At 61.2% G+C, this 12,046-nt stretch carries 9 protein-coding genes and 1 riboswitch; all 9 genes read left to right on the forward strand.

The window, feature by feature from the left end; genetic code table 11:
- The first annotated feature begins 196 nt into the window (after nt 1–196).
- A complete protein-coding gene (locus tag JX292_RS03215) occupies nt 197–670 on the forward strand; it encodes a YraN family protein (protein ID WP_204861391.1) in 474 nt (157 codons plus the stop codon).
- On the forward strand, nt 670–2,208 hold the full coding sequence (locus tag JX292_RS03220) for a YifB family Mg chelatase-like AAA ATPase (protein WP_204861392.1): 1,539 nt from the start codon (nt 670–672) through the stop codon (nt 2,206–2,208). The genes JX292_RS03215 and JX292_RS03220 overlap by 1 nt, the downstream gene beginning before the upstream one ends.
- A gap of 56 nt (nt 2,209–2,264) precedes the next feature.
- Nucleotides 2,265–4,154 carry a DNA-processing protein DprA gene (gene dprA / locus JX292_RS03225; protein ID WP_430538699.1) on the forward strand — a complete coding sequence of 630 codons (1,890 nt, stop codon included), beginning with the start codon at nt 2,265–2,267 and terminating at the stop codon, nt 4,152–4,154.
- 265 nt (nt 4,155–4,419) lie between these two features.
- Entirely contained in the window at nt 4,420–5,490 is a 1,071-nt protein-coding gene (locus tag JX292_RS03230) for a tyrosine recombinase XerC (RefSeq protein ID WP_204861404.1), read from the forward strand.
- 221 nt (nt 5,491–5,711) lie between these two features.
- On the forward strand, nt 5,712–6,611 hold the full coding sequence (locus tag JX292_RS03235) for an ACP S-malonyltransferase (protein WP_204861406.1): 900 nt from the start codon (nt 5,712–5,714) through the stop codon (nt 6,609–6,611).
- 80 nt (nt 6,612–6,691) lie between these two features.
- Entirely contained in the window at nt 6,692–7,717 is a 1,026-nt protein-coding gene (locus JX292_RS03240; protein ID WP_204861408.1) for a beta-ketoacyl-ACP synthase III, read from the forward strand.
- A gap of 145 nt (nt 7,718–7,862) precedes the next feature.
- The gene (locus tag JX292_RS03245) at nt 7,863–8,105 is read left to right on the forward strand and encodes an acyl carrier protein (RefSeq protein ID WP_049334085.1); all 243 of its coding nucleotides are present in this window, start codon (nt 7,863–7,865) and stop codon (nt 8,103–8,105) included.
- A 186-nt stretch (nt 8,106–8,291) separates the two neighbouring features.
- The gene (gene fabF, locus JX292_RS03250; RefSeq protein ID WP_204861410.1) at nt 8,292–9,563 is read left to right on the forward strand and encodes a beta-ketoacyl-ACP synthase II; all 1,272 of its coding nucleotides are present in this window, start codon (nt 8,292–8,294) and stop codon (nt 9,561–9,563) included.
- 1,171 nt (nt 9,564–10,734) lie between these two features.
- Nucleotides 10,735–10,938, forward strand: a riboswitch (FMN riboswitch).
- Between the two features lie 247 nt (nt 10,939–11,185).
- A complete protein-coding gene (pnuC, locus tag JX292_RS03255; protein ID WP_239653612.1) occupies nt 11,186–11,998 on the forward strand; it encodes a nicotinamide riboside transporter PnuC in 813 nt (270 codons plus the stop codon).
- Nucleotides 11,999–12,046 lie beyond the last annotated feature (48 nt).

A 12,046-nucleotide genomic window follows, 5' to 3' on the forward strand; every position in this document is an offset into this window, starting at 1 on the left:
TTTTTGAAAAAATACCCCTAAAATTTCAAATAAGAAGCTGTGGATAACCTCTCTTACCGCGATGCGGCCGAGGTTATCCACAGTTTTTTCTCTCCGAGCCCTCGGCCCGTTTCGCCCGGGCACAGTAGAAGCACAACCAAGCCATCTACCGTGGGAGGGAATCGTGACCCCCGAACCTCAGAGCATCACGCCACAGATGCCCCGAACAAACGAATCTGCGGATGCGCCCCGCAGACGTGCGCGAGGCGCACGCGCCCGGACGAACCCCGCCGCAGCCCCGCGGGCACTGCCCCGGGCCCACAGTGTCGGCCGTTGGGGCGAAGAAGTGGTCAGTCGCATCCTGGAGGTGAACGGCTACCGCATTGTCGACCGTAATTGGCGACCGCCCGCCGGGCTGGAGCACGAACAGATTCGCGGCGAAATCGATATTGTCGCGATTGACCCCGACGACGAGCTCGTCTTTATCGAAGTCAAAACCCGAAGCACCGAGGACTTTGGGCATCCCTTTGCCGCCATCAGCCGCGACAAGGCACGCCGTACCCGCGCCCTGGCGATTCTCTGGTGTCGCCTGCGCGAGAGCCTGGACTTCGCGCGCTTTCGCATCGACGCGATTGCGGTAACCGGAACCTGCGAAACCTTGACCTTCGAACACCTGAAGGGGGTGGCGTAATGGGCTTCTCACGCACCTACTCCGTAGCTCTCGTGGGTCTGAGTGGACACGTTGTGGACGTTGAGGCCGATATCTCGCAGGGCCTTCCCGGTTTCGTGCTGCTGGGACTTCCTGATACCGCTCTCAACGAGTCCAAAGAACGTGTTCGTTCTGCCGCCAAGAACACCGGAATTACCCTGACCCAGCATCGACTCACCGTCAACCTGACTCCGGCGACCCTGCCTAAGCGCGGATCGGCCTTCGACTTGGCCATTGTGGTGGCCGCACTGCAGGCCGAGAAGAAGCTGCATCCGAGCGGAGACAGCGTGTTTCTGGGAGAGCTGGGCCTCGACGGGGCGATTCGCCCGGTTCCGGGTATCTTGCCCGCCGTGAAAGCCGCGGTTGCTGCCGGGCACCACCGGGTCATCGTCCCCGCTGAAAACGCAGAAGAGGCGGCCCTCATCCCCGGTGCGCAGGTGAGCGGATTCCGCTGCCTGGCCGAGGTGTTCGCGGCCTTGGGCGCACAGACGCAGAAGCTGACCTACCCGCCCGCCCCGAACCCCGAGGAGAAGGCCCTCCCCAAGAAAAACGCGGGAATTCCCTCGGACATGAGCGACGTAGCCGGCCAAGCGCAGGGCCGCTTCGCCCTGGAAATCGCTGCGGCCGGCGGGCACCACATGCTCCTCACCGGCCCTCCCGGTTCGGGCAAAACCATGCTGGCCGAGCGGTTGCCGAGCATCCTGCCGCCCCTGGATGACGATGCGGCAATGGAAGTGACCGCTATCCGTTCCCTCTGCTCGGCGGGGGAGGCCCTCAACGAACTGGTGCGTGAGCCTCCCTTTGAGGCCCCGCATCACAGCGCCTCAGCGCCGGCAATTCTGGGAGGAGGTAGCGGTATTCCTCGACCCGGATGCGTGTCTAAAGCACACCGCGGCGTGCTCTTCCTCGATGAGGCTCCCGAATTCAAACGCACAGTCCTTGACTCCCTGCGCCAACCCCTCGAATCCGGGGTCGTAACCCTGGACCGTTCTACCGCATCAGCCACATACCCGGCGCGCTTTCAGCTCATCCTCGCCGCTAATCCCTGCCCCTGCGGCATGAACGTGGGGCTTGGCACCGAGTGCACCTGTGCACCCCGGGAACGGCGCGCCTACTTCGGGCGTCTTTCCGGGCCGCTCGTGGATCGTATCGATGTCAATGTGACGGTCCCGAAGGTTTCGTCCACGGAGCTTGCAGGAGGTCAGGTAAATGAGAGCTCGGCACAGATTCGTGAGCGCGTGATGGCTGCCCGCGGGGCTCAGCGCGAGCGTTTGGAACCCTACGGTCTGAAGACAAACGCAGAGATGAACGGCAAGATTCTGCGCGGGCCGCTCCGTCTGGATGCAAAACTCACCGGTGAGCTCAACGCCGCAGTTGACCGGGGGAGCCTGACGGCGCGCGGCTACGACCGGGTGCTACGCATCGCCTGGACGTTGGCCGACCTGGATGGGGCCGCCTACCCGAGCCGGGAGCACCTGGACGTGGCCCTGTTCCTGCGCCAACAGGGGCAGCTGCACTGACCCATGATGTACACAAACCAAGATGCAGAAATCAATGATGATAGGGGAGAAAGATAATGACCTCAACCACAAATCGATACTCTGCCGCCGCGCATCGCGGCACGAAACGAAATAGCGTCCGGGAGGCGGCATCACACGCCGTGGCCGGAACGAAGCCGGAGGGACGGGAATACGTTCAGGGGGAACTTGCTCTGGAAGCGGACTTTGACCTGCGCGTCCTAACTAGCTGGCGATCCCAGCATATTCTTTCCCTCGGGAATGAGCCCTCGCCGAGTCCCTACAGTGCCGCGCGCGAGCCGGGGTATCTTGCAGCGTGTCTCAACCCGGCATACCTCCCTAATCCGCAGGACGGGCAAGAAGAACCAGCAGGCCCCGGCGCGCCGATGGCTACAGGACTTTTGATGAACGCTGAGCCTTCGATGGATACTGAGCCTTCGACAGCCACAGAGTCTTCGGCGGTCGTGGGGGAGCACAGCGCAGAGGAAGCTACAGGTGACCCTCAGAAGACTGAGGCCGGGGAAGAGGAATCTGAGACTGAGAATCCCGCTGGAGTTTCCGCGAACGAAGAATCCGATGGGCCGCCTCCGCTGTTCAATCCTGACCTCAGCCCCGAAGAGCTTGATGCCGCATGCCGCGAATACGTGCGTTGCTGCACCGCCCAGCTGATGCGCTACGCAGAGCCTGCTGATGAGCTGGTGGTTGAGGCGCTCGCTTCCCTGGGAACGCCCCTCGCGGTGTATTACCTGCTCACCGGCGAAAGGGTGCCGTCGGAGATTTGGGAGTGTGGTGAACCAGACCCTCAGATTGGTGATTTTCTGCGAGGGGTCACCGGTATCGTTGACCGGAAGAGCAACCGGTCCATGACGAACGCGTGTGACTACTATCGTCCCGGGGAACACCAGATGGACCGCGATACCTTCCGCGCTGAACTCGCAACTCGCCGCCTGCGTTGGAACCGTCGTATGGAACGAACCTTGGCTTCTGAAGCCCATATGGCTGCTACCTTCGGTGCCTGGCTCGTGACCCCGGCAGACTCGCTTTGGCCCGGGCAGCTCCGGGACCTGGGCCCTGCGCAACCCTACGGTCTGTGGTGTCTGGGGGATTCGAGGCACCTGCTTAACCTTGCGAATCTGCCGAGTGTGGCCCTGGTGGGTTCGCGAGATCCCAGCATTTACGGTAGTGAGGCGACCACTCACTTGACCGCCGAGCTCGCCCGCCGAGGTTACCTCGTGATTTCTGGAGGCGCGATGGGTATCGATATTGCGGCACACCGTGCGGCCCTCACCCACAGCATTGCTGAGCTACCCACCGTTGCGTTCATGGCTGGCGGCCTGGATCGTCTTTACCCGGCTCAGAACGGCGATACGCTCAGAAGCATTGTTGAGCGGGGGCTCATTATGAGTGAGGTGAGTATCGGTAACACTCCGACCCGTTGGCGGTTCTTGGAACGTAATCGGCTCATTGCGGGTCTGGCCAGGCACACGGTTGTGGTTGAAGCTCGTTGGCGCTCCGGGGCGCTGAACACCGCACGCCATGCTCTCGAAATCGGTCGTCCCCTCTGGGCTGTGCCAGGGCAGATTAACTCACCCAATTCGGTGGGTACGAACCGTCTGCTACGTGACGGCCTCGCTCAGATTTTGACGGAAGCCGCCGACCTGCTGGAGTACGATGCCGCTGCGGGATACGAGCTTGGTGCGGAACATTCAGGAGACTGGGACGCCGAGGTGTCGGCAGCCTCCACTGTTCTTGACGAGCTCACGGAACGGCAGGGAAGGGTGTGGGATAACCTGGGTTTGCGTTCATACCGCGGGGTGGACGATATCGCCAGTGCTCTGGGGATGGGTGCTCGAGAGGTCATGATGGACCTCGCTCAGCTGGAACGACTGGGCTTGGCCGAGAGCAGCGGCACTAGCTGGCGTAAGATTCGCCCGAAGATGGGAGCCTGAGAAGATGGTCGGAGGGAGGGGGCTCTCCCGTCCCGGACTTCATCTCGATGCTGTGGTTTGCGTCTTACGTTGCCCACCTGCGGTGTAGGTTCGGGTAGGCCTGTAGAGTACGTCAACGCTTAGAATGGGGAGAACCGGTTTGTTCCGCCGTTGTGCCCCGGCACACAGGGCCATCCGCTACACCACGCAATCCGCTGGTAGGCATGCGGTGGTACCCGTCCACCGGTGATTACTGTAGTTGCCCGAAAGGTCGAGAGGAGAAGCTATGGACCAGTTACCGCATCCTGTGCAGCCTGGCACGGGCGGGGACGCTTCCTCGACCACGCTTCCCGTTGTCTACACCCGCCCCCTGGAGGAGCCGGAGGGTCAGGCCTCAGGTGAATTGGCAAACAGTGAGTCGGCCCTGGGCGTCTCCGGTGAGGTTTTCCGCCCGGTTATCGAACGCTTCGAACGCTACTTGCGTTACGAGAAGCATCGTTCTGAAGAAACTATCCGATCCTATGTCTCCGACTTGGAGGGGTTCTTCGGTTATGCGGCTCGTCGCGGCGTGCGGCATGTGGACAGTATCGATGCCTCCCTCATTCGCGAATGGTTCGGCTCGCTTCACCTGCGCCGTGCGGCCCGCTCAACCGTGGCCCGTCGGGGTTCGACCCTGCGAACCTTTTTTTCCTGGGCACAGGAGGAAGAGCTCGTGCAGGCCAACCCTATGCGCGGTATGCGCACCCCCAAGCGTGAGAGCCACCTGCCGCCCGTGCTCAGCCGGGACCAGATGAGCCAGCTCATCGAAAACGTTCAGCGGCAGCGGGCTGAGGATCCCCTGAACCCTCGTCTGCTGCGCCTGGAGGCTGTTGTTGAGGTTCTTTACGCCTCCGGAATGCGTATCTCCGAACTCACCGGCCTGGACCTGCAGAGCATCGACCGCGTGAATAAGACGGTGCGTGTGCTGGGCAAGGGTAACAAGGAGCGAGTGGTTCCGCTGGGAACGCCGGCTCTCAAAGCCCTCAACCGTTGGGTTTCGAAGGGGCGCCCGCAGTGGATTCCTGAGGGTGCGAACGGGGTGACGGCTCTGTTCATTGGGCCTCGCGGTGGGCGGGCCAATAGCCGTCAGATTCGTGAGGACCTGACACGTCTGATGCGCACCGTGGAGAACGTACAGGCCTCTGGCGCGCACGTTCTGCGTCATTCTGCAGCGACCCACCTGGTTGATGGTGGGGCCGATATCCGCTCGGTGCAGGAGCTACTGGGGCACTCATCGCTTGCGACAACGCAGATTTATACGCACGTGTCGATGCGACGCCTGGCCGAAACCTACGCCCGCGCGCACCCGCGGGCTTAATCGGCGGGGGAGGGATGCTCCAAATAGCGCGTTGTCGAGTAGCACGTGGCTGTCTCTATATATGGGCGGGTTGCGTTCGCTCTAAGCTATACACCGTTCAACTTACGCTGAAACTTTATGCACAGCGATGGAACGCGGTAGCATAGGTAACAGATTATCTGAGGGTGCCGCCCCCGTTGCGGCGCCGCGTACGAGTACTAAAACCAGAAAGGTCGCACCGCATGCGCGCACTCGTTTGCCCCGGTCAGGGATCCCAGAAGAAGGGCTTCCTGAGCCCCTGGCTTGAGATTGAAGGGGTGCGCGAGCACCTGGAACGACTCTCTGAGGCAGCAGGTATCGACCTGATTCACTACGGCACCGAAGCCGAGGAAGAAACCATTAAGGACACCGCCATCGCTCAGCCCCTCATTGTGGCAGCGGGTATCGTGACCGGTCGCCTTGCCCTCAAGGATCTCGAGGGTGAAGAGCTCGTCTTCGCCGGACACTCCGTCGGTGAAATCACTGCTGCCGCCCTCGCTGGTGTGTTTAGTGAAGAAGACGCCATGCGCTTCGTGCGCGTGCGTGCCAACGGCATGGCGGAGGCTGCCGCCGCCTCTCCGACCGGTATGGCCGCAGTCCTCGGCGGTGTCGAGGACACGGTTCGAGAAGCCATCGCTGCCGCAGGCCTGGTTGCCGCGAACTCCAATGGCGGCGGGCAGATTGTTGCCGCAGGCCCCATCCCCGCCATTGAGGAATTTGCCGCCAACCCGCCGGCCCGCACCCGAGTAATTCCTCTGAAGGTTGCCGGTGCATTCCACACCGAAGCTATGGCCCCCGCCGTTCCCGCGCTTAAGGAATTTGCGGACTCTCTTAAGGTCTCCGACCCGAGCTCGCTGCTTCTGACCAACCGTGACGGCTCCGTTGTTACCTCGGGTGAAGAGTTTGTTCAGACTCTGGTCTCGCAGGTCACCAGCCCGGTGCGCTGGGACTTGTGCATGGCAACCCTGCTTGAACGTGAAGTCTCTGGCATTATTGAGGTGGCCCCCGCCGGTACCCTCGTCGGCCTGGCTAAGCGTGCCATGCGCGGCGTCCCCGGCACCGCCATCAACACTCCCGAGGACCTCGACGCCCTCAAAGCCTAAGTACGGGCATCGACCCAGCTTCACCCCCATAGACAGCAGCCCGCAGCCTGCGAGCCGCAACAGTATAAAGGATTGAATACGTGACTACCCTCAAGCAGTACGAAATCAACCGTTACTCCCGCATCCTCGGCTATGGTGCCGCCCGCGGTGAGGTCATCGTCCGCAATGATGACATTGTCGAGGCCATTGACTCTTCCGATGAGTGGATTCGCCAGCGCACCGGCATCATTACTCGCCACCGCGCTAGCGAGAACCAGTCCGTTACCGACCTTGCCATTGGTGCTGCAAAGGACGCGTTGCAGTCCTCCGGTGTAGCTGGCGAAGACATTGAAGCGGTCATCATCTCGACCATTTCGCACCCTTACGCAACTCCCTCCCTGGCTACCATCGTCGCCGATGCTATTGGCTCTAAGTGCCCCGCTTACGATATTTCCGCAGCCTGCGCGGGCTTCTGCTATGGCATCGCCCAGGCGGATGCTCTCGTGCGTGCCGGTACCGCCAAGAACGTCCTCGTGATTGGCGTTGAAAAGCTGTCGAACTTCATCGATAACACCGAGCGCTCCATCTCCTTCCTGCTCGGCGACGGCGCGGGTGCCGCAGTGGTCGGCGTCTCCGACGAGCCCGGTATTGCCCCCACCGTCTGGGGTTCGGATGGATCCCGCTGGGGCACCGTCGGCATGACCCACTCCCTTCTCGATATTCGCAACCGCGACTTCGTTGCCAACCCCGTCCAGGAAGGCGAGAAGATTTGGCCCACCCTGCGTCAGGATGGCCCCTCCGTTTTCCGCTGGGCCGTCTGGGAGATGGCTAAGGTCGCCAAGAAGGCCCTGGAAGAAGCTGGCATCACTCCCGACGAGCTCGGTGCTCTCATTCCGCACCAGGCTAACGCCCGCATCATCGACCAGATGGTCAAGACCCTCAAGCTTCCCGATACCGTCGCCGTTGCGCGCGACATCGTCGATGCCGGCAATACTTCCGCCGCATCCGTGCCGCTGGCAGCCCACCGACTGCTCAAGGAGAACCCGGAACTTTCCGGCAAATTCGCCCTGCAGATCGGCTTCGGCGCGGGTCTTGCCTTCGCAGCTCAGGTCGTCGTTCTTCCGTAACGGCCCCGAGCCGGATCCCCACGGATCCCCACACACTCCGAGTTGTCACATGCGTTCACCGCGTATACACGATAAACTCGGTAATGCACGCGTACCCCCACCTGGTGGGTGCGACGACCATCGAAATAACAAAAGGAGCCCCTGAATGGCTAACAAGGAAGAGATCCTCGCAGGTCTGGCAGAGATCGTTAACGAAGAGACCGGCGTTGAGGTTGAGGACGTTCAGCTGGACAAGTCCTTCACCGAGGACCTGGACATCGACTCCATCTCGATGATGACCATCGTCGTGAACGCCGAGGAGAAGTTCGAAGTTACCATCCCCGACGAAGAGGTTAAGAACCTCAAGACCGTTGGCGACGCAGTCGACTTCATCGCAAACGCAGCCTAAGCTGTAACGCGACCGACGCGGCGCGGGCTCTCACCGGTCCGCGCCGCATCATCGTACCCCCCCCCCGTTGCATACCCCGGCTCTTACGAATGCGCCTGCGCACCGTAGCGTCCCGGGGACCACAGGTTTTTATCCACACACCACCGGATAAACCACCCACAAAACCACCCAAGAGAAAGTGCCACAATGTCTCGAAAAGTGCTGGTGACCGGCCTCGGCGCAACCACCCCCATCGGTGGCGACGTCCCCACCACCTGGGCAAACGCCACCAAGGGCGTTTCCGGTGTCTCCACGATTGATCAGCCCTGGGTTCAGGAATACGACCTGCCGGTCTACATCGCCGGCCAGCTTGCCGTTGAGCCCCTTGAATCCGGCCGCCTCACCAAGGTCGAAGCTAAGCGCCTCGACCCCTCGGGACAGCTTGCCCTCATTGCAGCCCGCGAGGCATGGGAAGATGCAGGTTTCTCCGGCCCCGATGCCGAATCTGCTGAAGAAGTCGATCCCCTCCGTACCGGTGTCGCCTTCGGTACCGGCATTGGCGGTGTGTGGACCCTCCTCGACGCCTGGGATACCCTCCGTGAAAAGGGTCCCCGCCGCGTCCTGCCCATGACCGTGCCGATGCTCATGCCCAACGGTAATGCAGCCGCGGTTTCCATGAACCTTAAGGCACGCGCGGCAGCTCAGACTGTTGTTTCTGCATGCGCATCCTCTACCGAAGCCATGCAGCTTGGTGCCGAAATGATTCGTAGCGGTAAGGCCGACGTAGTTATCGTCGGTGGTTCCGAAGCGGCTATTCACCCGCTGCCCATGGCGGCATTCGCTAAGATGCAGGCGCTCTCCTCTCGCAACGACGAGCCCGAGAAGGCTTCCCGTCCCTACGACGTCGACCGCGACGGCTTCGTCATGGGTGAAGGTGCGGCTGCCCTCATCCTGGAGTCTGAAGAGCACGCTAAGGCTCGCGGCGCACGCGTCTACGCAGAGCTCGCCGGTACCGGCGTCTCGGCAGACTCCTACCACATCACTGCGCCCGATCCCGCTGCACTCGGCGCAACCCGCGCACTGCGCGAAGCCCTTGAAGACGGCAACATTGACCCCAAGACCGTGGTGCACATTAATGCCCACGCGACCAGCACTCCCGCCGGTGACCTCCCCGAAGCAACCGCAATCCACGAAACCTTCGGTGAGCACACCAAGGACATCGCTGTCTCCGCAACCAAGTCGATGACCGGTCACCTGCTCGGTGGTGCTGGTGCCCTGGAGGCTGTGCTGACCGTTCTGGCGCTGCACCACCGCATCGCACCCTGCACTATCAACCTTGATAACAAGGACCCGCAGATTGACCTGAATATTGTCACCGAGGCTCGCGAACTGCCCGCCGGTGAGATTGTTGCCATCTCGAACTCCTTCGGTTTCGGCGGCCACAACGCGGTCGTAGCATTCCGCTCCGTAGAGGACTAATACCTCAGGTTCTAGCCTCAAATAGACATAACGCTCCCTCAATCTACTGTCTGTAGATGGGGGAGCGTTATGTTTTGGATACGTTTGTGAGAGGAGAGCATACCGGTTCATGCCCTCGGGGGGAGTGCCCCCCTCTGCGGGTTAGTTGTTTAAGAGGGTACACCGGACGCCGCTCGCGGGGTTTGGGTTCCGTGGGGTAGTTGTTTGGGGAGAGTGCATACCGGACGCCGCTCGCGGGGGAGTGCCCCCTCTGCGGCGCTGGGGCGCCTTGAGGACGGAGCCCCCGCTTTGCGTGTCCGGTACGCCCTCTAGGTCGCCTATCCCTCGGATTAGTTGAGATAGATGCTTGTTACGTGTTTACCTTCTCGGGCTAGCTCGCCTCGGCCTGGGGTGTATGGGATTGGTATGGGGCTGGGATTCGTGTGTAGCTCGCCTGAGTTTGGGGTGGGCAGGGTTTTACAGGTTAAAAACGGGTGGCGTATCCGCTCCGGCACTGCAGATACGCCACCCAAACACACCACACTCCACAAGACAATGCAGAGCGCGCGGGAATTAACCATCCCGCAAGGTTCCCGCGTTCCCTGTCTCGCACCACGGTAGGCGTTGGCAGAGAAACGGGAGTATATGCCCTTCGGGGCGAGATGCCCGTCCGGAAGATTTAAGGAAGCTCCCATACCGGTTCCATCGGATAGGAATCGGAGTGGTCGCTCCTCCGATGGTGAAGCATTCCCCTGCGGAGCGCGGGCCGCAATGGCAGGAGCCAGCGATTTGCAGGAAATGCTCGGAGGAGTCCGAAAATAATCTATGCTCGCATGGAACCGGATGATCGGTGATGGGAGCTCCTGTAGATAGAATAACCTTAAAGCAGGCATAAAGTAAACCTTCAACTAATAATTTAACCTTATTGTTATAAATCCTTGTCATTGCGTTATTGATAGTCGTTCAACACCCTGTAGAGGTTGCATAAATAGCCTCCCAAAACTTTGGTCTGTTTGACACTCTCCGCCGTTATTAAATCGTGATAAATTCCGCGCCACCGATTCCCCCATGAGCCCAGAATCACGCGTGGTCAACCGTCACGGAGCGTCAAAAAACGTCATTTTGTCACGGAATTTATTCCGGCGGCGAGAAAATATGTGCCCCGTCCGCGCTGTGGCATAATCAAAAGCGTCATCGTGCTCCGGGGTCGGTGAAATTCCGAACCGGCGGTCACAGCCCGCGAACCGTTTCGCCCGCATTGAGCGACTCGCGTTCACTGTCCAGCTATTTATACGGCTTATACGGCAGCGAACCACCGAGCACCCGAGCAGGCAGACGGCCGAACCGGTGAAAATCCGGTGCCGACAGTACAGTCTGGATGGAAGGTAGCACGAGCAGAAAACGGCAAGTCCCACCCCTCGCGGAATCGCCAACGGTGTCCCACGGCGGTACAACGAGTGGAGGCTATATTCGGCGTTCCATCGTGGCATCCCGAAGGATTCGCAGACCTTGCCCGCACACCGGAACCGGCGCATCCACCCCGTGATGCGCCCGGAACCGATGAGTTCTGTTCCTCTCCCCGGAGCCGCCGCAGATGCGCGCCCGCGCATCCGGAATACGTCCACACACGAGAGGAAAGAATCATGGACATTCTGCGGTGGCTCTTCGACGCACAAATCCACGTGGGGGACCAATCCCTCCTCGTGCGCGAAGTCCTCGGCAACGCGTTCGGCCTGGCATCGGCGCTGGGCGGCATGCGACGCAAAGTATGGGCATGGCCCGTCGGAATCCTCGGCAATCTGCTACTCCTCACCGTCTTTTTGGGCACCCTCGTCGGTAGCCCCCACCCCGTGACCATGCTCGGCCAGGCCGGCCGCCAGGTCATGTTCATCGCCGTGTCCATCTGGGGCTGGTACCGCTGGCGCGCAACCCGCGCCTCCGGCGGTAACGCAAGTGCGGGCGCCGCCGTTATTCCGCAGTGGGCAACGAACACCGAACGCGCAGGCCTCGTCGTCGCGATGGTCGCTGGGACCCTGCTACTCACCCCCGTCTTTCGTGCCCTCGGCTCTTACGAGCCGGTTTGGTCCGACGCCTGGATCTTCACCGGCTCCCTGCTGGCCACCTACGGCATGGCGCGCGGCTGGGTTGAATTTTGGCTCATCTGGGTGGCCGTTGACCTGGTTGGTGTGCCGCTACTGTGGAGCGCCGGCTATTACGCGACCTCCCTCATGTACGTGTTCTACGGATGCTTCACCCTGATCGGCTTCTTCGTCTGGTGGCGCACCCGCAACCTGGAGGTGCAGAAGGCTCGCGTGCAGACCCAGTTCCCAGACGTGACCGTGGATGTGGCGGACCTAGCCTCCGCGGACTCCGTGGCGGAATGCGAGGTCGCAACCAAGAGCAACACTGCGCAGAATGTAGTTTTGCAGAATGTAGCATCGCAGAAGGAAGGCTAAACGCTATGATCCCCATCAACCGCCAGCACGAAGCCCAGGGGCCGGCGG

It is taken from the genome of Rothia mucilaginosa (assembly GCF_901875305.1).
Classification (GTDB): Bacteria; Actinomycetota; Actinomycetes; order Actinomycetales; family Micrococcaceae; genus Rothia.

Coding starts and splice junctions, on each gene's coding strand:
- JX292_RS03215 (WP_204861391.1), top strand. CDS start 197: ATGCCCCGAACAAACGAATCTGCGGATGCGCCCCGCAGACGTGCGCGA.
- JX292_RS03220 (WP_204861392.1), top strand. CDS start 670: ATGGGCTTCTCACGCACCTACTCCGTAGCTCTCGTGGGTCTGAGTGGA.
- dprA (WP_430538699.1), top strand. CDS start 2,265: ATGACCTCAACCACAAATCGATACTCTGCCGCCGCGCATCGCGGCACG.
- JX292_RS03230 (WP_204861404.1), top strand. CDS start 4,420: ATGGACCAGTTACCGCATCCTGTGCAGCCTGGCACGGGCGGGGACGCT.
- JX292_RS03235 (WP_204861406.1), top strand. CDS start 5,712: ATGCGCGCACTCGTTTGCCCCGGTCAGGGATCCCAGAAGAAGGGCTTC.
- JX292_RS03245 (WP_049334085.1), top strand. CDS start 7,863: ATGGCTAACAAGGAAGAGATCCTCGCAGGTCTGGCAGAGATCGTTAAC.
- fabF (WP_204861410.1), top strand. CDS start 8,292: ATGTCTCGAAAAGTGCTGGTGACCGGCCTCGGCGCAACCACCCCCATC.
- pnuC (WP_239653612.1), top strand. CDS start 11,186: ATGGACATTCTGCGGTGGCTCTTCGACGCACAAATCCACGTGGGGGAC.